A 22,952-nucleotide genomic window follows, 5' to 3' on the forward strand; every position below is an offset into this window, starting at 1 on the left:
CACCCCCTCGACCCGATAGTGTGCACGGCGGGGGCAAGCGCACGTCATCACCGAGAATTCGCAGAGGTTTACATTGTCGAGTCCCGAAAACGACGCCGAGCTCGCAGGCCGCGTCCAGCGCCTGCTGCAGTTCCTGCGTGAGATCGTCAGGGCTCGCACGAAGCCGGTTCTCCGCGTCGACCAGCACGAACAGGTCGAATGGCTGCATCAGGACGGCCGCACGATCCAACTCGATTCCGACGCCGCGCAGGGTGACATCGTCCTGCGCGTGCCCCTCATCGGCGTCGAGGATCCGCCGGAACTGCCCACGGTCCTGGCCGGCTGGGTGGACGCGTCGGCCCGCTCCGACAGCTCGCGTTCCGACCTCGAACTGAACGCGTCCGACGCCTACGCCGAGGACTCCGACGAGGAATACGACGTGCGCCGCGCGTACGACGTCCGGCAGGCGTTCGACGCCTACGTGCCGCGCTGGCAGGCGTGGGCGAAGGCAGACCGGGAGCGTCGCCCGCACGCCGATCTGTACCAGCGGCTGCAGCGGATGTTGCAGGAGCTGAACGCCCGCCCCGAGTCGATCGAACTCGTTCTCGCGTCCGGTCTGCTGACCCTGGCAGGCGCCGGTCCGGACGACGGCGTCCAGACCCACCTCGTCACCCAGTCCGCCAGCATCCACCGCGACCCCCGGACCGGCGACCTGCTGGTGCGGCTGATCGGGGGCTCCCAGCCCCGGCTCGAAGACTCCCAGCTGTTCACCGGAATGGACGTCTACGACAGCGCGCACGCGATGCCGCTGCAGAAGCAACTGCAGGACACCGCCGCGTCGCCGCTGAGCGACGGCGTTCGCGCACTGCTCGCGGAGTGGGCGCCGAAGTCGCTGATGACGCCTGTCACGATGCGGGACGGCGTCCGGCCGCCCGACGCCGACGTCGACGGCACCCTCACGCTGTCGCCGGCCCTGGTCCTGCGGAAGCGCAGTGCGTTCGCCCTGGTCGAGTATTACGAGCAGATGATCTCCCACCTCGAGCGCGACGGCGCGACGGTTCCGCTCGGGCTCGCGCAGCTGGTCGAGGCGATCGAACCGGCAGACCGGCTGTCGTGGCTCGAGCGCACCGGCGCCGCCACCTCGTCGACGCTCGCCGAGGACCCGCTCTTCCCGCTCCCGGCCAACGCCGAGCAGTCGCAGATCATCGAGCGGCTCGGCGGCGACAGCGGAGTGGTGGTCGAGGGCCCACCCGGCACGGGCAAGACCCACACGATCGCCAACCTGGTGTCGGCGCTGCTCGCACGCGGCCAGCGGGTGCTCGTCACGAGCGAGAAGGCGCAGGCGCTCCGGGTGCTGAGGGACAAGCTCCCGCCCGAGATGCAGGAACTGTGCGTCTCCATCACCGACCTCTCCCGCGGCGGCTCGGACGAGCTCACCCGCAGCGTCGCGACGATCGCCGAGCGGAAGTCGTCGTTCAACCCGCACAGTGAGGGCCAGAAGATCGCCGATCTGCGTGCCCAGCGGGACGAGGCGGTGGAGAAGCGGGCCGTCGTGCTCGAGCAGGTGAAGGCGCTGCGCGAGTCCGAGACCTACCTCCACGCCGCTGTCGCGGACGGCTACGAGGGCACCGCCGCCACCATCGTCCGCAAGGTCATGGGCCTGCAGGACGCCTTCGAGTGGCTTCCCGGTCCGCTGCTGAGCGAGCAGCCGCCCCTCACGGGCACCGAGGTCGAGACGCTGCGACGGCTGTCTGTGACGGCGTCCCCCGAACGTGCGCAGCGGTCCCGCCAGACGCTTCCCGCGCTCGACTCGCTGCTGCCCAACCGGGCCGAACTCGAACGGCTCTGCTCGCGGGCATCGACCAGCGTCCCCATCGACACCCCGCAGTCGGCGCATCTGCTCGAGGTCCTCGGGGGTGTCGACCCCGAGACCGCGTACACCGTTCGCCGGCACTGCAAGGAACTGCAGGCGCGCGCCCACGACGTCCTCGACCTCGACGGCCAGTTCCAGAGCCTCGCCGACACGGTCCTCGCCGGCCGGGCGACGCACCTGTGGGGTCGTCTGGACGCCCTGCCCGCGATCGTCGAGGCGGCCGCTGCCGCCGACCGCTACATCGGCGCGCACGACATCCAGTGCGCCGTCATGACCCGACCCGCCCTGCAGGCGGTCGGTGCGCTCGCCGTCGCGATGGAATCCGGCGCCGTCGAGTGGAAGGCGCGCTTCCGTCGCAGCGACGAGCAGAAGGCCGTCGAAGAACTCGGCCTCGACGCCACCGTCGACGGCGCACCCGCCACGACCGCCGCCACGGTGCGGCTCGTGACCGAGCACCTGCGCGCCCACGACGCCGCGCAGACCGCCGCCACCCTGCTGGCGGATCTTCGGATTCCGGTGGACATGAACGGTTCCCGTGCCGTCCAGGTCGACAGCCTCAACATGATCGTCGGCCGGGTGGCCCGCGTGCGTGCCCTGCTCGGCGCCCGCGACGCGCTGGCCCGCGAGCTGTTCGCGCTGTCCCCGAATGCGCCGCGGATCCGCACGCTCGCGGACGCCGTCGCGGTGGCCGGGGCCGCAGAAGCGATCACCACCCGCGCCGACGTGGACAGTGCCCGTGCGGAACTCGACGCCATCGTCTCGGCCGTCTCCACCGAGGTCGACGCGGGACCGTCACCGGAAGGCACCGCTCTGGTGGCGGCGCTCGATCAGGCCGACAACGCGGCCCTCTCCGACGCCCTCGCCCGCTACGCAACCGCCCGCGTCGAGCAGCAGGATCAGCGGCTGTTCGACGAACTGTCCGACAAACTTTCACCCGTCGCGCCGGCGCTGTACGAATTGGTGCGCAGGACGGCGGCGCTCACCGAGTGGGACGAGATGAGCTGGCAGATGTCGGAGGCCTGGGCGTGGCGCCGCGCCCGTCAATGGGTCACCGAGCAGCACCGTGCCGGTCGTGAGCAGGAACTGGAAGCCGAACTCAACGCCGTCGACGCGGATCTCGCACACCTGACGGCACGGCTCGCGGCGTCGACCGCCTGGCGTGACTGCCTCGAGCATCTGACGGCGGATCAGGTCCGGGCGCTGCAGACGTATCGCGAGCACATCTCGAGCATCGGTGCAGGTGCCGGGAAGTACGCCGAGAAGTACCGCAGCGCAGCACGATCCGCGATGGGTGAGGCGCAGGGCGCCGTGCCCGCGTGGGTGATGCCGCTGCAGCAGGTCCTCGCGTCCATCCCGCCCGTGCCGGGCAGCTTCGACGTCGTCATCGTCGACGAGGCGAGCCAGGCCGACATCACCAACCTGTTCCTGCTGTGGCTGGCGCCGCGGGTGATCGTCGTCGGCGACGACAAGCAGTGCGCACCCGCCGACATCCCCACCACCGGCACCCTCGACGACGTGTTCACCCGGCTGGACGCCTACCTACCGGACCTTCCGGAGTACGTCCAGGCCACGCTCACGCCGCGGTCGAGCCTGTTCTCGATCCTTCGGACCAGCTTCGGGCAGGTGGTCCGGCTCCGCGAGCACTTCCGCTCGATGCCCGAGATCATCAACTGGTCGAGCACCCAGTTCTACGGCGAACTGCCTCTCGTCCCGGTGCGGCAGTTCGGCGCGGACCGGCTTCCGCCGCTGAAACATACGTACGTATCCGACGCCACCGTGTCAGGCAAGGACGCGTCGCTGACCAACCACATCGAGGCCGCCGCCCTCGTCGACCAGCTCATCGAATGCCTCGTCGACCCCCGTTATGACGGCAAGACGTTCGGAATCGTCGTGCTGCAGGGGCAGTCCCAGGTCGACGCCATCCGGACCGAACTCGTCAAGCGCATCGGCATCGAACAGTGGGAGCAGCGGCGACTGCGGGTCGGGACGCCGCCCGACTTCCAGGGCGACGAACGAAGCGTCGTCTTCCTGTCGATGGTCGTGGGACCCGAGCAGAACTTCGCACCGTTGACGGCGAACCAGTACAAGCGGCGGTTCAACGTCGCGGCGACACGCGCGCAGGACCAGCTGTGGCTGTTCCACTCCGTGACCGTCGACGAACTGAAGCGGGCCGACCTGCGCAACTCCCTGCTCAGCTACATGATGTCGACGTCGCCGGCACCGGCCGACCCCATGCCGCAGGACGTCGACCGCGACGTCCGGATCCCCCCGTTCGACAATCTACTCGAGCAGCGGGTGTTCACCGACATCGCCGAACGCGGCTATCACGTCAATTCCCAAGTCGAGGTGAACAATCGGCGCATCGACCTCGTCGTCACCGGCGGCACCGTGAGACTCGCTGTCGAATGCGACGGCGACGCGTTCTCGACCACCCCGGAACAGCGGATCGCGGACCTCGAACGCGAGCAGGAACTCAAACGGTGCGGCTGGACGTTCTGGCGGGTCCGCGAGTCGGAGTACTACCTCGACCCGAAGACCGCCCTGTCGACTCTGTGGGACACGCTGGACAACCTGGGAATCGCGCCGCACGCGGTGGATCACGCGATCGCCATCGAGGCGGCCGCCACCGAGCGGGCAGCGCGCGACGCCGCGTCCGAGCGCGGAAAGCACGCGGCCCCGTTGGGCGCTTCGCGCCCGTGAGTACTTATTAACGTCCCGCGGTTAACAAGTACTCACGGGCGCGGCTGCGCACGACTGTCGCCGCGGAACTCGGCGATGACGTCGTCGCCGCGCCGGACGGTGACGTCGTAGATGCCGTTGCGCCCGTAGCGTGCCCGCTCCACGGCCTCGGCGACGAGGGTGTCGCCGAGGCGGGTGGAGGTGAGGAACCGGATGTCGGCGCGGGCGGCGACGGCGGGAGAGTCGTAGCCGTTGCACGCCATCGCGAATGCGGTGTCGGCGAGGGCGAAGACGAAACCGCCGTGGGTGATGCCGTGGCCGTTGACCATGGTCTCACTCACGACCATCGACGCGACCGCGTGGCCGGGGCTGAGTTCGAGGATCTCGATGCCGAGCGCCTGGGACGCGTTGTCGGCCTCGAACATCTTCCGCGCGATACGGCATTCCGCGGATGCGTCGACAGTCATGGTTCTCCTACTGGTTGTAGACGGATTCTTCTTCTTGGACGTACATGGTGACGCCGCCGGTGGCGAAGTTGCGGACGTCCTTGCCCGCCTGCTTCATCTCCTCGGACTGCAACCCGGACTTCATGGTGTCGGCGTCGGGGAAGACGAGGCTCGCCACCGCGTAGTACGGCGGCTTCCCGCCGTCGAGGGCGCTGCACTTGCCCCAGGTGAAGTCGGACAGGCCGGGGACCTTGCGGGCCAGCGGCACGTGGGTGTCGCGGTAGTAGGCGTCGAACGCCTCGGGGTCATCGGGGTGGCCGTAGCAGACGGCGACCTTGAAGGTCATGCGTTTTCTCCTTTGGCGACGAGGGTGAGAACGTCGTACGTTGCGACGGGATCGCCGTCCTGGTTGACGACGACTGCATCCCAACGCACTTCACCGTAGTCGGCGCTGCTGCGCGGGGTGATGAGCTTCGCGGTCAGGGTGACGGTGAGGCTGTCGTCGGCCTTGACGGGGGTGAGGAACCGGAGGTTGTCGACGCCGAAGTTGGCGAGGACGGGACCGGGATTCGGTTCGACGAACAGGCCGGCGGCGAGGGAGACGACGAGATATCCGTGGGCGACGATGCCGCCGAACAGCGGGTTGGCGGCCGCGGCCTCGGGGTCGGTGTGGGCGTAGAACGTGTCGCCGGTGAATTCGGCGAAGTGGTCGATGTCGGCGAGGGTGACCTGGCGGGGGCCGCCAACGATGGTGTCGCCGATTCGCAACTGCGCGAGGTTCTTCCGGAACGGGTGGATGCCGTCGTCGTTGCGCTGTGAACCGGTGACCCACTTGTTTCCGACCGCGGTCAGGATGTCGGGGGTGGCCTGGACCGCGGTGCGCTGCATGTGGTGCAGGATGCCGCGGATGCCGCCGAGTTCCTCACCGCCGCCTGCGCGTCCGGGACCGCCGTGCACGAGGACGGGCAGGGGTGAGCCGTGGCCGGTGGATTCCTTCGCGTCGTCGCGGTTGAGGACGAGGACGCGGCCGTGGAACGGGGCGAGGCCCAGCACGATGTCGCGGGCGAGTGCGGAATCGCGGGTGACGAGGGAGGCGACGAGGCTGCCCTTGCCGCGGGCGGCGAGTTCGATGACCTCTTTGGTGCTGTCGTATCCGATGACGGTGCTGACGGGACCGAAGGCCTCGATGTCGTGGGGTTCGGTGGCGTCCTTGTCGTCGGAGCGCAGCAGGATCGGCGGCAGGAACGCCCCGGTCGCCTTGTCCGCGCCGACGACCTCGAAGTTCTCCGGGTCGCCCACGACGATCTGCGCCGACTTGGTCAGGCCGCGAAGCGATTTCAGTACCTCGTCGCGCTGTTCGATGCTGGCGAGCGCACCCATCGTGACGCCGTCGGCGTCGGGGGCGCCGACCACGACACGCGACAGCCGGGCCTCGGCCGCGGCGATGACGTCGTCCATCAACGCGGACGGCACGAATGCGCGCCGGATGGCGGTGCACTTCTGGCCGGCCTTCACCGTCATCTCGGTGACGAGCTGCTTGACGTAGAGGTCGAATTCCTCGCTGCCGACCTCGACGTCGGAGCCGAGGATCGACGCGTTCAGCGAATCGGCCTCGGCGTTGAAGTGGACGCCCTCACCGACGACGTTCGGATGCGCCCGCAGGGTGGCCGCGGTGTCGGCGGATCCGGTGAACGCCACGGAGTCCTGCCCGCCGAGGTGGTCGAGCAGCCCGCGGGCGCTCCCCGACAGCAGCTGGACCGAACCCTCGGGCAGCAGCCCGGACTCGATGATGCGACGGAACACGAGCTCGGTGAGGTAGGCCGACTGGCTCGCGGGCTTCACGATCGATGGGACGCCGGCGATGAACGCGGGGGCGAGCTTCTCGAGGAAGCCCCACACCGGGAAGTTGAACGCGTTGATCTGGACGGCCACGCCGCGACGCGAGGTGTAGACGTGCTGGCCGAGGAATGTGCCCTTCTTGCCCAGCTGCTCGAAGGCGCCGTCGAGGTAGACGGTGTCGTTGGGCAGTTCCCGCCTGGCCTTGCTGGCGTAGCTGAGGAGGGTGCCGAAGCCGCCGTCGATGTCGACACCGGAGTCGCGCTTGGTGGCGCCGGTCGAGGTGGAGAGGGCGTAGAACTCGTCCTTGCCGGCCATGAGGGTGAGGGCGAGCGCCTTGAGGGCGGCGGCGCGCTCGTGGAAGGTCAGCTTCGCGAGCGCCGGTCCGCCCACCTCGCGGGCGTAGGTCACCATCGCGCCGAGGTCGAGACCGGTCGCGGAGATGCGCGCCACCTCGGAGCCGTCGACCGCGCTCAGCAGCGGGGTTCCCTCGTCCGGCGCGGTGTACCAGCGTCCGGCGGCGTAGCTTTCCAGTAACTTGCTCACGACAACTCCATTTCACCGTACGTTCGGTCGGTTAACAGAATCGTCGCTTCCGCCGCTGGTTGTCAAGGGAGGATGGCAATTTCTTGTGTGCCACCTCCTCTTGCGTACCGACCGAAGATTCGGTTATTAATAGACGGCACCCCCGTGAAGGAGAAGACTGTGGCCGAAGTGTTTCTGGTGGACGGAGCCCGTACCCCGCAGGGTCGATACGGCGGAGCGCTCGCAGGAGTGCGCCCCGACGACCTTGCCGGCCTCGTCGTGGCCGAGGCAGCCCGCCGGGCCGGAATCCCCGGCGACGCCGTCGACGAGGTGATCCTCGGCGCCGCCAACCAGGCGGGCGAGGACAACCGCGACGTCGCCCGCATGGCCGTGCTGCTCGCGGGCCTGCCCGACAGCGTCCCCGGCTACACGGTGAACCGCCTGTGCGCGAGCGGTCTGACCGCCGTCGCGTCCGCCGCGCACACCATCCGCAGCGGTGAGGCCGACATCGTGATCGCCGGCGGCGTCGAGTCGATGACCCGCGCACCCTGGGTGATGGCCAAGCCCGGCACCCCGTGGGCACGCCCCGGCGAGGTCGCCGACACCTCGCTCGGCTGGCGCTTCACGAACCCGCGGTTCGCCGCCGCCGACCGCGACATTCCGGCCGGCGCCGGACCGGACGTCCGCAAGGTGACGTTGTCGATGGGCGAGACGGCCGAGGAGGTCGCCGCGCTCGAGGGCATCACCCGCGCCGAGAGCGACGCCTTCGCGCTGCGCAGCCAGGAACGGGCGATCGCGGCGGTGGACGCCGGCCGGTTCGAGCGCGAGATCGTTCCCGTGCCGGTGCGCGACGGTGAACTCACCGCCGACGAGACCCCGCGACGGGGAACCACTCTGGAGAAGCTCGGCAAGCTGAAGCCGGTGTTCCGCAAGGACGGCATCGTGACCGCCGGCTCGTCGTCCTCCCTCTCGGACGGCGCCGCGGCCTTGGTCGTCGCGAGCGAGGCGGCGGTGGAGAAGTACGGCCTGACCGTCCGCGGCCGCATCGTCACCAGCGCCAGCGCGGGCATCGCCCCCAACGTCATGGGTCTGGGCCCGGTCCCGGCCACCCGGAAGGCGCTCGCCCGCGCCAACTGGTCGATCTCCGACCTCGGCGCCGCCGAACTCAACGAGGCCTTCGCGGCGCAGTCGCTCGGGGTGATCCGGCAGCTGAAGCTCGACGAGTCGATCGTCAACGCGGACGGGGGCGCCATCGCACTCGGCCACCCGCTGGGCTGCTCGGGTGCGCGGATCCTGCTGACGCTGCTCGGCCGGATGGAACGCGAAGGCGCCCGCCGTGGGCTGGCCACGCTGTGCGTGGGCGTCGGCCAGGGCGTCGCGATGCTGATCGAGGCGCCGTGAACACACTGAAGATCGAGGACCGCGACGACCGGATGGTGGTCACACTGCACCGTCCCGCACAGCGCAACGCGATCAACGCGGAGATGATCGGCGAACTGCACCAGGTGTGCGCCGCGTTGGAGGCGACACCCAAGCCGATGCTGCTGACCGGCGAGGGCGACCACTTCGCCGGCGGCGCCGACATCGCCGAACTGCGCGAGCGCGGCCGCGACGAGGCGTTCGCCGGCATCAACCGCACTCTCTTCGACCGCATCGCGAAGCTGCCGCTGCCCACCGTCGCCGCGGTGAGCGGGTACGCGCTCGGCGGCGGCGCCGAACTGTCCTACGCCTGCGACATCCGCATCGCCACCGAGACCGCCGTCTTCGGGAACCCGGAGCCGGGGCTGGGCATCATGGCCGCCGCCGGGGCCAGCTACCGGCTGCCCGAATTGGTGGGCAAGTCCGTCGCCAAGCAGGTCCTCCTCGGCGGCCGCAACCTCGACGCTCAGGACGCGCTGCGCAGCGGACTCGTGATGAGCGTCGTCGCACCCGGCGAGCACATCGACGCAGCGCACAAGGTCATCGACCGCATCACCCGGTCGGCGCCGCTGGCGCTCAAGCTGACGAAGATGATCGTCGACGCACCCGGCTCGCACCCGTTCGCCGACGACATCGCCCAGGCGGTGCTGTTCGAGAGCCGCGACAAACACGATCGTATGACTGCGTTTCTGGAGAAGAGAAGTTAACGGTTCTCCACGGCTGAAGCCGGGGGATTTCAACCTCAGGCGGCACCCGAAACCACCTTGGGAGGAGGCTCCGAATGTCTGACACCCTCAACGGAAGTGTGGCCCCGTTCTGCCACAGCCAAGATCGTCTTGGCGGCGTTGCGGTCCCGGTCCTCGATCAGTCCACAGGCGGGGCAGGCGAAAGTGCGTTCGTTCAGCGGCAGCCGCTTGGTTCTCGCAAAGCATCCGCTGCACGTCATCGTCGTGTAGGCGGGCTGCACCAACACCACCTTCCGGCCTGCCCGCTCGGCATACTCGATCAGCGTCCGCTTGATGGTCGACACGGCAGCGTCAGCTGCCTTGCGTGCCATGGTGGACCCGGCGAGGAACCTCGGCCGGAAGTCTTCAACAGCGATGGTCTGGTGGCCGGCGACGACGCGCCGCGCCCACACTCTGCCGGTGTGGACGTTTTGCCGCTGCGCCTTCTTGGCGACCTTCGCCGCCTCACGCTTGGCGCGCTGGTACCCCTTCGTCTGTGCCTGCCCGCGCGGCTTACGGCGGCGTGCCATCTTCCGCTGCGCCTTCGCCTGCTCGACCGCAGAGCGGCGTCGGTGCCCGGTGTGCGGCAGGTCGTAGGCCGGATCAGTGGTAGTGGCCGTGGTGGACACGCCCCAGTCGATCCCGATGGACCCTTCGACTTTCGGGGACGCCTCGATCTCGCGACGCACGACGAGGGAGGCGTACCAGTGCCCCAGCGAATCCTGGTACACCCGAACGCTGGTGGGCTCGGACGGCAGGTCGCGGGACCACACCACCGGAATCGTTACGCCCTTCGGCAGATGCAGCCGTCCGTCTTTAATGCCGAATCCGCGGGTGGTGTACTCCAGCGACGGCAGCGAGTCCTTGCGCTTCTTGGCACGTGGGCGGCCACGGCCTTTCACGGTGAACGAGTGATCCAGCGTCTGGGCGAACTGGCGGAGCATTTGCTGCTGGGCCACCTGCGACCCCTCCCGCAGCCAAGAGTGATCCCGACGCGTCGCGGTCAGCAGCTTCGACAGCTTGGCGAACGTCGGCTTGCGTCCGGACTCGAACTGGTGGACGGCTTCGTTCCACAACCAACGGCAGCGGCCCCACTCATCGAGGAGCGCACGCTCGGCCTGTGCGCCGGGGCGCAGCCGGAAGCTGTAGCGCACGACTTCCTCCACACCGACACCCTGACGAGAGGCACTGACATGCACCCGTATCCCCACGCACCACGCCCTTTCCTTCTCATGGCCGAAGCCGGGGGCTTCTCGGGCGGTATGCGATGACGAGCACAGCACCGAAGAATGTCGGCGTGGTCGGCGGCGGCCGGATGGGCGCGGGCATCGCGCAGGTCTTCGCCACCCTCGGATCCACTGTCACCATCGCCGAGAGCGGCGACCGGGAGGCGGCCCGCAAGCGGGTGTCCGACGGGCTCGACCGCGCGCACGAACGCGGCAAGCTCGGCGACGTCGATCCCGCGACGATTCTCGGACGGGTGTCCACGGTGGCCGCCCCCGATGCGTTTCCGCCGGCCCTGGATCTGGTGGTCGAGGCGGTACCGGAGTTGGTGGACCTCAAGCTGTCCGTGCTCGCGCTCGTCGAGAAGACGGTCGACCCGTCGACGGTGATCGCCAGCAACACCAGTTCGATCTCCATCGCCGAACTCGGCAGCGCCCTCAGCGATCCGGCCCGGCTGATCGGCATGCACTTCTTCAACCCGGTTCCGGCGTCGACGCTCGTCGAGATCGTCCGCGCCCCCGCGACCGACGCCGGTGTGGTCGAGAAGGTGCGTGAGTGGGTCGCCCTGCTCGGCAAGACCGAGGTGCTGGTCAACGATTCCCCGGGCTTCGCGACGAGCCGTCTCGGCGTGTGCCTCGGGCTCGAGGCGATCCGGATGCTCGAGGAAGGCGTCGCCGACGCCGAGTCCATCGACCGGGCCATGGAATTGGGCTACCGGCACCCGATGGGACCGCTGCGGTCCACCGATCTCGTCGGACTGGACGTCCGGCTCGCGATCGCCGAGCACCTCGCGAAGACGCTCGGCGACCGGTTCGCACCGCCCGCGCTGCTGCGCGAAAAGGTCGCCAACGGAGAACTCGGCCGCAAGACCGGCCAGGGATTCTTCACCTGGTCCTGACGGGCCACCCACACCACAACCAGCAGGAGGCACATTCTCATGAGCACTGACGACGTGGTCGGACTTTCCGTGGACGCGGGACTGGCCACCATCACCCTGCGCCGCGCAGGCGCGTCCAACGCCCTGGACCGCGCGGTGAAGGAACAGTTGCTGGCGGCGGTGGAGAAGGTCGCCGCCGACGACAGCGTGCGTGCCCTGCTGCTGCAGGCGGAGGGAAAGAACTTCTGCGTCGGCCAGGACCTGGCCGAGCACGTCGCCGGGCTCGAGGCGGACCCCGCGCACGCGATGGATACCGTCGCCGAGCATTACAACCCGCTGCTCCGGGCGCTGGCCGGGGTCCGCGTCCCGGTCGTCGTCGCGGTCGGTGGGGCCTGCGTCGGGGCGGGGCTGGGCATCGCCCTGGCCGCCGACATCCGGATCGCGGGGGAGGGTGCGAAGTTCGCCACGGCCTTCACGGGGATCGCGCTGGCCGGCGACTCCGGGCTGAGCCACACCCTGGTGCAGGCGCTCGGACCGAGCCGGGCGACCGGGCTGATGATGCTCGGCGACCGGTTCACGGCGGCGCAGGCGCTGGACTGGGGACTGGTCCACCGGGTGGTCCCCGACGCCGAACTGGGGGAGGCGGCCGTCGCGCTGGCGCGAAAGCTCGCCGACGGTCCCACGGCCGCGTATGCGCAGGTCAAGGCTCTGGTCTCGGCGGCGTCGGCTGGGCTGTCGGAGGCGCTCGAGCGGGAGCGCGAGGCCGCGGAGCAGCTCGGCCGGTCGAAGGACCACCGCAGCGCGGTCGACGCGTTCCTCGCGAAGCGCACGCCTGTCTTCGAGGGCCACTGACGTAATTCGGCTCCCGCCCTTGTGTAGGCGGGAGCTGACATGCATACTTGATACCAACCGATCATTCGGTAATAGAGGTAGGACATATGACCACGTCACACGCTTCCGATGAGCTGCAAACGCTCTTCGATGACACCATCGCAGCCGACCGGAGGGTCGAGCCGCGGGACTGGATGCCCGACGGCTACCGCAAGACGCTGATCCGGCAGATCGCGCAGCACGCGCATTCGGAGATCATCGGCATGCAGCCGGAGGGCAACTGGCTCACCCGCGCGCCGTCGCTGCGTCGCAAGGCGATCCTCATGGCGAAGGTCCAGGACGAGGCCGGACACGGCCTGTACCTGTACTCGGCGGCCGAGACGCTCGGAGTCGACCGGGCCGACCTCACCGAGAAGCTGATCGAAGGCAAGCAGAAGTACTCCTCGATCTTCAACTACCCGACGCTTACCTACGCCGACGTCGGCGTGATCGGCTGGCTCGTCGACGGCGCCGCGATCTGCAACCAGGTCCCGTTGTGCCGCAGCTCCTTCGGGCCGTACGCGCGGGCGATGATCCGGGTGTGCAAGGAGGAGTCGTTCCACCAGCGTCAGGGCTTCGAACTGCTGATGACGATGATGCGCGGCACCGACGCCCAGCGCGAGATGGTGCAGGAGTCGGTGAACCGCTGGTGGTGGCCGGCGCTGATGATGTTCGGACCGCCGGACGATCAGTCGCCCAACTCCGAGCAGTCCATGAAGTGGCGCATCAAGCGGCACACCAATGACGAACTCCGTCAGCGGTTCGTCGACATGTCCATCCCGCAGGCCGAGGTGCTCGGCGTGACGTTCCCGGATCCGGACCTGAAGTGGAACGCCGAGCGCGGCGCTCACGACTTCGGAGAGCCCGACTGGAGCGAGTTCATGCAGGTGATCAAGGGCAACGGCGCCTCGAGCGTCGAACGCGTCGCCAACCGGCGGGCAGCACACGAGAACGGGGCGTGGGTGCGGGAGGCCGCGACGGCCTTCGCCCGCCGCGAGAGCAGCAAGGAGAACGCACGATGAGCACGGACGACAACGCAGTGCGCGCGGACTGGCCCCTGTACGAGGTGTTCCTGCGCGGCAAGCGCGGACTCAACCACGTCCACGTCGGATCCCTGCACGCCGCCGACGACGAGATGGCCGTTCGGCACGCCCGGGACGTCTACACCCGCCGCAACGAGGGCGTGAGCATCTGGGTGGTGCGGTCCAGTTCGATCGTGGCGTCCAGCCCGTCGGAGAAGGATCCCTTCTTCGCGCCCAGCGGCGACAAGGTCTACCGGCACCCCACGTTCTACGAGATCCCCGACAACGTTCCCCACATGTGAGGCTGACGATGACCGACCACGACAATGCTTACGACGGCCTCGTCGACGAAGACAGCCACGGCCAGTGGGCGTTCGGCACCAGCTTCGACGACCCCCTCGCCGGCGTCGACACCACGGTTCCGGAGGACGTCGACCTCTCCGCGCTCGCCGGCTACTGCCTGATGCTCGGTGACGATGCCCTGATCAGCTCGCAGCGCCTCGCCGAGTGGAGCACGCGCGCACCGGAACTCGAGGAAGAGGTGGCGCTCGCGAACGTCGGGCTCGACCTGCTCGGTCAGGCGCGACTACTGCTCGCCCGTGCGGCCGCGGCGGACGCGTCGGTCGTGCCGCACATCTCGGACACGAGCCCGATTCCCGCCGAGGACGCGCTCGCGTTCTTCCGGGACGAGAATCGGTTCCGCAACACCCGGTTGGCCGAACTCGACAACGGCGACTTCGCTCAGTCGATCACGCGACTGCTGGTGTTCTCGACGTGGCGCCTCGCGCTGTTCGATCGTCTCCGTACGTCCCGGGACCCGGTCCTCGCGGCGGTCGCGGTGAAGGGCGTCAAGGAACTCACCTACCACCGCGACTACGCGGCCCGCTGGGTTGTGACGCTCGGCTGCGGCACGGAGGAGTCGAAGACCAGGATGGAAGCGGCGCTAACCCACGTGTGGCCGTACGTCGAGGAACTGTTCGTCCCGACCACCGAGGAGCTCGCGCTCGCGGCGGTGGGGGTGGGCGTCGACCCGCGGGACGTGCGCGAGGAATTCGATTCCGTGCTCGAGCAGGTGCTGCACGCCGCCGAGCTCACCGCACCGACCGGCCGGACCGTCGGCACCGTCGGAGGTAGGGCAGGCCGGCAGGGACTGCACACCGAGGCTCTCGGACTGCTGCTCGCCGAGATGCAGAGCGTGGCCCGGGCGCACCCCGAAGGAGTGTGGTGACATGACCACCGCAGTGCGCAGCGACGCCCGCCGCCTCGCCGAATCCGTGCTCGACCCCGAGATGCCGATGCTCACGCTCGCCGACCTCGGTGTGCTGCGGGACGTCGAGGAATACGCCGACGGGTCGGTGATCGTGACCATCACCCCCACCTATTCCGGTTGCCCCGCGATGGCCACCATGCGGGACGACATCGAGCACACCCTGCAGGACGCCGGGTTCGGCAGCGTCGAGGTCCGGACCGTCCTGTCGCCGCCGTGGAGCACGGACTGGATCAGCGAGGACGGCAGGCGCAAGCTCCGCGAGAGCGGCTACTCGACACCCGGTCCCGCGCCGCGACGCACATCGGGTCCGGTGCCGTTGACGCTCACCGTCAAGCCGCGAGCCGTGGCATGCCCCAACTGCCACTCGGCGAACACCAGGCTCGACTCGGAATTCGGGGCGACGCTGTGCAAGGCCCTCTACCGGTGCCTCGACTGCCTCGAGCCCTTCGATCACGTGAAGGAAATCTGACCATGACCACAGCGGTCTCCCCGAAACCCGGTGCGGCGTTGCGCAACAGGGCATTCCACACCCTCACCGTCGCCGACGTCGAATCCCTGTGCGACGACGCGGTCGCGGTCACGTTCGACGTTCCGGCCGAGCTCGCCGACGAGTTCGCGTTCGGTCCCGGGCAGTCGCTCACGCTGCGACGCACGATCGACGGCGTCGAACACCGCCGCTCGTACTCCATCTGCGCGCCTGCCGGTTCCGCGCCGCGGGTCGGTGTGCGCGAGGTGTCCGACGGTCTGTTCTCGACGTGGCTCGTGAACCAGGTCCGCCCCGGCGACCGGATCGAGGTGCAGGGCCCGAGCGGAACGTTCGTCGCCGACCCCGCGGCCGGTGGTCGCCACGTACTGATCGCCGCCGGGTCGGGCATCACGCCGATGCTGTCGATCGCCGCATCGATGCTCGCCAACCCTGAGGCCGAAGTCGTTCTCCTGTACGGCAACCGGCGCACCCGTTCGGTGATGTTCGCCGAGGAGATCGCCGACCTCAAGGATATGTACGGATCGCGCTTCGACGTGGTGCACGTCCTGTCCCGCGAACCCCGCGAGGTCGAACTGTTCACCGGGCGCCTCGACGCCGACCGGTTGCGTGCCCTCTTCACGTCCATCGTGCCGCTCGCCGACATCGACCACTTCTGGCTCTGCGGCCCGTACGGCATGGTCACCGATGCCGAGACGGTGCTCGGCGACTTGCAGATCGACAAGAGCCGCGTGCATCACGAGCTGTTCTTCGTCGACGACGTGCCCCCGCCCATGGAAACCCACCGCGAGCCCGGCGTCACCGGGCCGAGCAGCGAGGTGACCCTGGTTCTCGACGGCCGCTCGACCACCGCGACGTTGCCGCGGGACGAATCGATCCTCGACGCCGCGGAGAAGTACCGCTCGGACCTTCCGTTCGCCTGCAAGGGCGGCGTCTGCGGAACGTGCCGCGCCAAGATCACGTGCGGTGACGTGGACATGCGCCGCAACTACGCGCTCGAGGACTACGAGGTCGACTCCGGCTTCGTGCTGACGTGCCAGACCTTCCCGGTCAGCGACAACGTGACCGTCGATTTCGACGCCTGACCATACCCAGCCCGCATACCCCGGAGACTAGAATGACCAGTATCGCCACCCCCTCGCAGGACATCGAGTTCGCCACGCGCGACCGGATCTCATCGCTGCAACTCGAACGCCTGCAGTGGTCACTTCTCCACGCGTACAACAACGTTCCGCATTACCGGAAGGCGTTCGATGACGCCGGTGTGCACCCGAGTGACCTGAAGGACCTGTCCGATCTGGCGAAGTTCCCGTTCACGGCGAAGGTGGACCTGCGGGCGAACTACCCGTTCAAAATGTTCGCGGTGCCGCAGGAGAAGGTCTCGCGCATCCACGCGTCGTCCGGGACCACCGGGCGCCCGACGGTTGTCGGGTACACCACGGGCGACCTGAACAACTGGGCCGACCTGGTCGCCCGGAGCCTGCGGGCGGGCGGGGTGAAACCGACGGACAAGGTGCACGTCGCGTACGGGTACGGCCTGTTCACCGGCGGGCTCGGCGCGCACTACGGTGCGGAACGGCTGGGCTGCACGGTGATCCCGATGTCCGGTGGCATGACGGACCGCCAGATCCAGCTGATCGAGGACTTCGAACCGGACGCGATCATGGTGACGCCGTCGTACATGCTCACGATCGTCGACGCGATGATCAAGAAGGGCATCGATCCGTCGAAGACGTCGCTGCGGACCGGTGTGTTCGGGGCGGAGCCGTGGACCGAGGAGATGCGCACCGAACTCGAGAAGCAGCTGAACATGGACGCCGTCGACATCTACGGACTGTCCGAGGTGATGGGCCCGGGTGTCGCGATGGAATGCGTCGAGACCAAGGACGGCCTGCACATCTGGGAAGACCACTTCTACCCGGAAATCATCGACCCGGTCACCCGGGAGGTGCTGCCCGACGGTGAGGAGGGCGAACTCGTCTTCACGTCGCTGACCAAGGAAGCGATGCCGATCATCCGGTACCGCACCCGCGACCTCACGCGGCTGCTGCCGGGGACGGCGCGGTCGGTGCGGCGGATGCAGAAGGTCACCGGGCGCACCGACGACATGATCATCCTGCGCGGGGTGAATCTGTTCCCCACTCAGATCGAGGAACTGATCCTCGCGGTGCCGGCGCTGGCCCCGCAGTTCCAGTGTGTCCTGGACCGCCCGGGCCGGATGGACGAGCTGACCGTGCGGGTGGAATCGCGTCCTGATGCCGTGATCGCGGATCACGCGAGGGCCGCGGGTGAACTGCAGAAGCTGGTGAAGAATAGGATCGGCGTGAGCGTGAAGGTCGACGTCGTCGCTCCCGGCGACCTCGAACGCTCACTCGGTAAGGCACGTCGACTGATCGACAACCGCTCCGCTCTGTGAGGTGATCGAAGGTGCGTCTCGGTGGTGGGCCCGCGCGTGACGACGGGCAGTTCGAGCACTGGCGTCAGGCCGTCTCCACGGCCTTCGTCCCGCTCGCTGTGGTGTCCACGGCGGAGGACGGACCGGGGCGTTTCACCGGGACCCTGCGCTCCACCGCGCTCGGCGGGTTGCAGCTCAGCGAGGTCGGGGGACACGCGGTCGACGTCCGCCGGACCCGCACGTCGATCAAGCGCTCCGACCCCGGCCTGGTGAAGGTGGGCCTGCAACTGTCGGGCAGCGGCGTCATCGTCCAGGACGATCGAGAGGCCGTACTCGGGCCCGGCGACTTCGCCGTCTACGACACCAGCAAGCCGTACGACCTGCACTTCGCCGGCGAGTTCAGCATGTTCGTGCTGATGTTTCCCCGAGAACTGCTGCGCATCGCCTCGCGGGAACTGGGCACCGTGTCGGCACGCCGCATCCACGGCAGCACAGGCATGGGCGCGCTCGTCTCGCCCTTCCTGACGAACCTCCACCACTCCGTCGTCACCGGCACCATGCCGACGACCCCGCTCGTCGAGGACGCGGTGCTCGACCTGCTCAGTGCCGCAGTGCAATCGGAGGCACCCGCCGACGCCACCGCTCCCGGCGCGTCGCTGCTGCTACGTGTGAGGTCGTTCATCGACGCGCATCTGCACGACCCCACGCTCGACACGGTCACGGTGGCGTCCCACCACCACGTGTCGACGCGGCACCTGCAGAAGATGTTCGAGGCGGACGGACACACGGTGGCCGGGTGGATCCGCCACCGCAGGCTCGAGAAGTGCCGCCGCGATCTCAAGGACGTTCGATTCCGCGGCGACAGCATCGGAACCATCTGTGCCCGGTACGGTCTCGTCAACTCGTCGCACTTCTCGCGGCTGTTCAAGGAGACGTACGGGGTCTCACCGCGAGCCTTCCGCGAACAGGAACTGCTGCCGATCACCGCGTGACGGCGGCAGAAATTCGGTCGCGTCGCACTGCCCTTCAGGTCAGACTGAACAGGTCGTCGCGACCTGAGGAGTGGGACCGCTGGAACTGCACGAGTACACCAGGCTCGACGCTGTCGGTCTGAGTGAGCTGATCCGAGCCGGTGAGGTGACGGCGACGGAGGTCGAAGCCATTGCGCGCAAGGCGATCACGCAGGCCGATGCCGACCTCGGCGCGCTGACCCTGCCGATGTTCGATCCGGCCCTCGAGCACCGGTCCGACGGTCCACTGGCGGGGGTGCCGTTCGTCATCAAGGACAGCGGGCCGTTCGCGAAGGGTGTGCCGTTCACACTCGGCAGCCGCAGCATCCGCGGCGCCGTCGCCGGTGTGGATCACGAACTGATGTCGCGGTTCCGGTCTGCCGGGCTGGTGGCCCTGGGGCAGACCACCGCGCCGGAATTCGGGCTGAACTTCGCGACGGAACCGGTGCGGTACGGGCCGACGCGCAATCCGTGGGCGCGGGGTCGCGGCACCGGCGGGTCGAGCGGTGGATCAGCCGCGCTCGTCGCCGCGGGGGCGGTTCCACTGGCGCACGGCAACGACGGCGCCGGTTCGCTACGGGTGCCGGCTTCGTGCTGCGGGCTCGTCGGCCTGAAGCCGAGCCGCGGCCGAATCCCCTGCGGCCCACTGGTCGGCGAGGCCGGGTTCGGGCACATCTACGAGTTCGCCCTCACCCGAACGGTCCGCGACACGGCCCATCTGCTGGACGCCGTCGCCGCCCCGCCGGTCGGTGAAAAATACACCGCCCCGGCGCAGTCCGGTCGCTACGCCGACGCGGTGCGCGCCGACCCGGGCCGTTTGCGGGTTGCCCTGACGACCGAACCGTGGGGTGGCAGTTCGGTCGAGACGCAGGTATCGGCGGCCACGGTCGCCGCCGGCACGATCCTCGAATGGATCGGCCACACCGTGACCGAGACGCGCCCGCACTTCGACGCGGAGGACGTCGTCGAGGCATCGACGCTCACTGCGATCGCCACCGGTGCGGCGATCCTCCGCGCTCCACGCAGGCCCGATCCCGCTCTGCTCGAGGCGGTCTCGCGGACGGTGCTGCAGGAAACCCAGGCGTTCACCGCGCTCGACGTCGCGGCAGCACTCGACGCGCAGCACCGGGTGACCCGGTCCATCGGACAGTTCTTCACCCGATTCGATCTGCTGGTGACCCCGACCGTCGCCTGGCTGCCGGTGCCGCACGGCACCCTCGACTACGACGACCCCGGGCACAGCGTGCGCTCGTGGCTACGCCGCATCTTCGAGTTCGGGCCGTTCACCGCACCGTTCAACGTGTCCGGGAATCCCGCGATCAGCCTGCCACTCGCGTTGAGCCGGGAGGGCCTCCCCATCGGGATCCAACTGGTCGCGGCCACCGGCAGAGAAGATCTGCTACTGCAGGTGGCCGCGCAGTTGGAGCAGGCGGCGCCGTGGAAGGATCGCCAGCCGTCGATCTTCGTCGACTGACGCCCTCCTGTCGTTGTCAGAGCACGGATTCCAGCCACGCGGCCGTCTCGAACAGGCGTTGCTCCGCGCCGGGGCGTCCGATCAGCTGCAGTCCGAGGGGCAGGCCCGCGCTATCACGTTTCCCGGGGATCGTGACCACCGGCAGACCCATCGCCTGCCACGGTCGGCTGAGCACGGGCGTGCCCGTCGCGTCGTGCCCGGGTGGAGCGGCGCCGAGCGCCGCGGGCCCGAGGATGGCCTCGTCCTCGTCCAACGCCGCGAGCAGCAGTTCCCGGGTCTCGCGGATTCCGGCGAGGGCGGCACGATAGTCCGCCTCCGTGGTCGCTGCCCCCGCGGCGAACAATTCGGCGAGAGGGGTGCTGATCTTGTCGGTCTGCGCGGCCTCTGCGGCGCGTTCCCTGGCCGCCTCGTACACCATCACCGTGTGGTGGTGTTCGGTCAGCGCCACGACTTTCGTGGCGGCATCGACCTCGCGGCACCGAATCCCCGCCGACTCCGCGGAATCAGCGGCCGCCCTGAGCGCCGCCGTCATCTCCGAGGACACGTCGCCGAGCTCGAACCCACTCCACAGTCGAAGCCGTCCCGGAGGGGAAGGCGCGAGAGCGGGCGCCCGCATGCCGTCGCGCAGTGCGGTCCATGCGAAGTGGAGATCGGGCACGGTGCGTGCGAGCAGCCCCAACGCGTCGAGACTGGGACTCAATCCGGTGATGCCCGCGGTGGGGAGTTCGCCGTGGGCGGTGACGAAACCTGCGACTCCGCAGAACGACGCCGGCCTCGTCAGCGACCCCGCGGTCTGCGTGCCGAACGCCAGCGGCACCATGCCGGCGGCCACCGCTGCCGCCGACCCGCTCGACGACCCGCCGGGCGTGTGGTCCAGGGCGCGGGGATTACGGGTCGAGCCGGGCTTGAAGTACCCGAACTCGGTGGTCACGGTCTTACCGAACGGGAGCGCGCCGAGTGCGCGCGACCGCGCCACACAATCGGCGTCCGTCGTCGCCGGTTCCGTACTCCGCAGCTCACTGCCGCAGCGTGTCGGCATACCGGCGACGTCGATGAGATCCTTGACGCCGACGGGAACGCCCCAGAGCGCGCCGCCCGGGCCGCCGTCCTGGATCCGGGCGGCGGCGGACCGCACCGCGTCTGAATCGAGGTGAGCCCAGGCGTGGATATCCGGATCGAGGTCCGCGATCCGTGCGAGTGCCTCCTCCGCGACGTCGATCGGCGTTGTCGCGCCCGTCGCCAGCTGCTCGACGAGGTCCCGGAGTGGGCTCGGTGAACGTAGTTCCGTCTTCATTGCATCGCCACCATAGTGTCGTCGTTCGTCGTCTCGGTCTGTCCGGTGAGCGCCCGGGTGCGCATCACCGAGAAGAGGCGATCTGCTCGTGCCTTGCTCTCCCCGGACGGCGCCGACAACAGCGCGACGATGACGGAAACCGCCAGCGAGAGGGGTGCCACGGCGAGTGCCGGGTTCGAGAATCCGAGGATGGAGTCCGGTCCCTGCACGACCGGGCTGAGCAGGATGACGGTGATCGACAGGACGAGCCCGACCACGATGCCGGAGATGACGGCACGCGCCGTCATCCGCTTCCAATACATGGTCAGCAGCAGTGCAGGCAGGTTCGCGCACGCCGCGATGGACATCCCCAGTGACGCGAGGAACGCGACGTTCTGCTTCTGCGCCGCGAAGGCGATGGCGACACCGATGACGCAGGTCACCACCGTCGCGACCCGGGCCGCGCGGTGCTGAGCCTTTGCCGACACCGATCCGTTCCTGATCACCTGCCCGTACAGGTCGTGCGCGATCGCACCGGAGGTGGCGATCACCAGGCCGGACAGTGCGGCCAGAATGGTCACGAACGCCACGGCCGCGACGAACGCCAGTAGGACCCCGCCGCCGACCGTCTCGGCGAGCTGTGCGACCGCGAGGTTGCCGCCCCGATTCTCGGACTTGATCACCTCGACACCGACCAGCTTGGCGGCGCCGTAGCCGAGCACGGGAACCAGAAGGTAGAAGGCGACGAGGATCCAAATCGCGGTGTAGGCGGACGTTCTCGCCTGCTTCGCGTCCGGAACGGTGAGGAATCGGATCATGACGTGCGGCAGGCCGAGCACGCCGAGGACGAGCCCGACGGTCTGCGACAACTGATCGAACGACGCTGCACCGGACGTGCGCTGCGGCGCGACGAACGATTGCCCGAACTCGGCGAGCGCCGTGCTGAACGGGCCGAAGGGGTTGAAATCGAACCGCACCAGCACGAGAACGAACAGCACCACGGCGCAGACCATGAGGAGCCCGGTCTTGATGATCTGGATCCAGCTGGTGGCGAGCATTCCACCGACCAGTGTGTACGCGGTGGTGAGTGTTCCGATGATCAACACGGCCACGGCGTAGTCGAGGTCGAACAGCAACGACACCAGAAGCGCGGCACCGACCAGCTGCGACACGAGATAGACCACGCTGATCACCACCGTGCTGATCGCCATCATCGACCGCACGTCCTTGCCGGGGAACCGGGTGGCGAGGACATCCGCCAGCGTGAAGCGGCCGAGGTTGCGCAGGGGCTCCGCGATCAGCAGCATCGCGAGGACGAACGCGACGGGCACGAAGACCGCGAGGTAGAACCCGTTGAAACCGGTCAGGGCGATCGCACCGGTGACGCCGAGAAACGAGGCGGCAGAGATGAAGTCGCCGGCGATCGCGACGCCGTTCTGCCTGCCGGTGAGGCTGCCGCCCGCGACGTAGTGATCGGCGGCGGACTTGTTCCTCTTCGATGCCCACGCGGTGATCATCAGGGTGACGGCGACGAGGGCAGCGAAAAGCGATGCGGAGACGAGGTTCATGGC

The 22,952-nt window shown here is 68.7% G+C and carries 19 protein-coding genes; 13 read left to right on the forward strand and 6 right to left on the reverse strand.

Annotated elements, in window-relative coordinates; translation table 11 throughout:
- Window positions 1-73 precede the first annotated feature (73 nt).
- Complete coding sequence (locus ACFWAY_RS07710) at window positions 74-4,552, forward strand: AAA domain-containing protein (RefSeq protein WP_378510345.1); 4,479 nt, start codon at window positions 74-76, stop codon at window positions 4,550-4,552.
- 32 nt (window positions 4,553-4,584) lie between these two features.
- Here ACFWAY_RS07710 and paaI read toward each other — a convergent pair whose 3' ends face one another.
- Genes paaI through paaZ form a run of 3 tightly spaced genes read right to left on the reverse strand, consistent with a single transcriptional unit; the run spans window position 4,585 to window position 7,359 of the window.
- The gene (gene paaI / locus ACFWAY_RS07715) at window positions 4,585-4,998 is read right to left on the reverse strand and encodes a hydroxyphenylacetyl-CoA thioesterase PaaI (RefSeq protein WP_378453775.1); all 414 of its coding nucleotides are present in this window, start codon (window positions 4,996-4,998) and stop codon (window positions 4,585-4,587) included.
- A 7-nt stretch (window positions 4,999-5,005) separates the two neighbouring features.
- Window positions 5,006-5,323, reverse strand: a complete 318-nt coding sequence (locus ACFWAY_RS07720) for an EthD family reductase (protein WP_378510346.1) — start codon at window positions 5,321-5,323, stop codon at window positions 5,006-5,008.
- Window positions 5,320-7,359 carry a phenylacetic acid degradation bifunctional protein PaaZ gene (gene paaZ / locus ACFWAY_RS07725; protein WP_378510347.1) on the reverse strand — a complete coding sequence of 680 codons (2,040 nt, stop codon included), beginning with the start codon at window positions 7,357-7,359 and terminating at the stop codon, window positions 5,320-5,322. The genes ACFWAY_RS07720 and paaZ overlap by 4 nt, the downstream gene beginning before the upstream one ends.
- A 159-nt stretch (window positions 7,360-7,518) precedes the next feature.
- Between paaZ and ACFWAY_RS07730 the strand changes: the two genes are divergently transcribed.
- Together ACFWAY_RS07730 and ACFWAY_RS07735 are read left to right on the forward strand one after the other, a co-directional pair.
- Window positions 7,519-8,739: a thiolase family protein gene (locus tag ACFWAY_RS07730; protein WP_378453778.1), complete on the forward strand. Its 1,221-nt coding sequence runs from the start codon at window positions 7,519-7,521 to the stop codon at window positions 8,737-8,739.
- Window positions 8,736-9,464 carry an enoyl-CoA hydratase/isomerase family protein gene (locus tag ACFWAY_RS07735; RefSeq protein ID WP_378510348.1) on the forward strand — a complete coding sequence of 243 codons (729 nt, stop codon included), beginning with the start codon at window positions 8,736-8,738 and terminating at the stop codon, window positions 9,462-9,464. Before ACFWAY_RS07730 ends, ACFWAY_RS07735 begins: the two co-directional genes overlap by 4 nt.
- 35 nt (window positions 9,465-9,499) lie before the next feature.
- Here the strand turns inward: ACFWAY_RS07735 and ACFWAY_RS07740 are convergent, their stop codons facing one another.
- On the reverse strand, window positions 9,500-10,648 hold the full coding sequence (locus ACFWAY_RS07740) for an RNA-guided endonuclease InsQ/TnpB family protein (protein ID WP_378453780.1): 1,149 nt from the start codon (window positions 10,646-10,648) through the stop codon (window positions 9,500-9,502).
- Between the two features lie 101 nt (window positions 10,649-10,749).
- Between ACFWAY_RS07740 and ACFWAY_RS07745 the strand changes: the two genes are divergently transcribed.
- The 10 genes from ACFWAY_RS07745 (at window position 10,750) to ACFWAY_RS07790 (ending at window position 20,108) form a co-directional block, all read left to right on the forward strand.
- Window positions 10,750-11,604, forward strand: a complete 855-nt coding sequence (locus tag ACFWAY_RS07745; protein WP_378453781.1) for a 3-hydroxyacyl-CoA dehydrogenase family protein — start codon at window positions 10,750-10,752, stop codon at window positions 11,602-11,604.
- 39 nt (window positions 11,605-11,643) lie between these two features.
- Window positions 11,644-12,435 carry an enoyl-CoA hydratase-related protein gene (locus ACFWAY_RS07750; RefSeq protein WP_378453782.1) on the forward strand — a complete coding sequence of 264 codons (792 nt, stop codon included), beginning with the start codon at window positions 11,644-11,646 and terminating at the stop codon, window positions 12,433-12,435.
- An 86-nt stretch (window positions 12,436-12,521) separates the two neighbouring features.
- Window positions 12,522-13,475 (forward strand): 1,2-phenylacetyl-CoA epoxidase subunit PaaA, encoded by a 954-nt coding sequence (paaA, locus tag ACFWAY_RS07755; protein ID WP_378453783.1) that lies wholly within the window; start codon window positions 12,522-12,524, stop codon window positions 13,473-13,475.
- Window positions 13,472-13,777, forward strand: coding sequence for a 1,2-phenylacetyl-CoA epoxidase subunit PaaB (gene paaB / locus ACFWAY_RS07760; protein ID WP_378510349.1), 306 nt, complete (start codon window positions 13,472-13,474; stop codon window positions 13,775-13,777). The genes paaA and paaB overlap by 4 nt, the downstream gene beginning before the upstream one ends.
- Window positions 13,778-13,785: 8 nt before the next feature.
- Entirely contained in the window at window positions 13,786-14,703 is a 918-nt protein-coding gene (gene paaC, locus ACFWAY_RS07765; RefSeq protein WP_378453785.1) for a 1,2-phenylacetyl-CoA epoxidase subunit PaaC, read from the forward strand.
- A 1-nt stretch (window position 14,704) separates the two neighbouring features.
- On the forward strand, window positions 14,705-15,214 hold the full coding sequence (paaD, locus tag ACFWAY_RS07770; protein WP_378510350.1) for a 1,2-phenylacetyl-CoA epoxidase subunit PaaD: 510 nt from the start codon (window positions 14,705-14,707) through the stop codon (window positions 15,212-15,214).
- Between the two features lie 2 nt (window positions 15,215-15,216).
- On the forward strand, window positions 15,217-16,314 hold the full coding sequence (gene paaE, locus ACFWAY_RS07775) for a 1,2-phenylacetyl-CoA epoxidase subunit PaaE (RefSeq protein ID WP_378510351.1): 1,098 nt from the start codon (window positions 15,217-15,219) through the stop codon (window positions 16,312-16,314).
- Window positions 16,315-16,346: 32 nt separating this feature from the next.
- Window positions 16,347-17,645, forward strand: a complete 1,299-nt coding sequence (gene paaK / locus ACFWAY_RS07780) for a phenylacetate--CoA ligase PaaK (RefSeq protein ID WP_378510352.1) — start codon at window positions 16,347-16,349, stop codon at window positions 17,643-17,645.
- Window positions 17,646-17,656: 11 nt separating this feature from the next.
- Window positions 17,657-18,616: a helix-turn-helix domain-containing protein gene (locus tag ACFWAY_RS07785; RefSeq protein WP_378510353.1), complete on the forward strand. Its 960-nt coding sequence runs from the start codon at window positions 17,657-17,659 to the stop codon at window positions 18,614-18,616.
- A gap of 70 nt (window positions 18,617-18,686) precedes the next feature.
- Window positions 18,687-20,108 (forward strand): amidase, encoded by a 1,422-nt coding sequence (locus ACFWAY_RS07790; RefSeq protein ID WP_378510354.1) that lies wholly within the window; start codon window positions 18,687-18,689, stop codon window positions 20,106-20,108.
- A gap of 16 nt (window positions 20,109-20,124) precedes the next feature.
- Here ACFWAY_RS07790 and ACFWAY_RS07795 read toward each other — a convergent pair whose 3' ends face one another.
- Together ACFWAY_RS07795 and ACFWAY_RS07800 are read right to left on the reverse strand one after the other, a co-directional pair.
- Window positions 20,125-21,402, reverse strand: a complete 1,278-nt coding sequence (locus ACFWAY_RS07795) for an amidase (protein ID WP_378510355.1) — start codon at window positions 21,400-21,402, stop codon at window positions 20,125-20,127.
- Window positions 21,399-22,949: a cation acetate symporter gene (locus ACFWAY_RS07800; protein ID WP_378510356.1), complete on the reverse strand. Its 1,551-nt coding sequence runs from the start codon at window positions 22,947-22,949 to the stop codon at window positions 21,399-21,401. The genes ACFWAY_RS07795 and ACFWAY_RS07800 overlap by 4 nt, the downstream gene beginning before the upstream one ends.
- Window positions 22,950-22,952 lie beyond the last annotated feature (3 nt).

It is taken from the genome of Rhodococcus sp. NPDC059968 (assembly GCF_042738615.1).
Lineage (GTDB): Bacteria > Actinomycetota > Actinomycetes > Mycobacteriales > Mycobacteriaceae > Rhodococcus_F.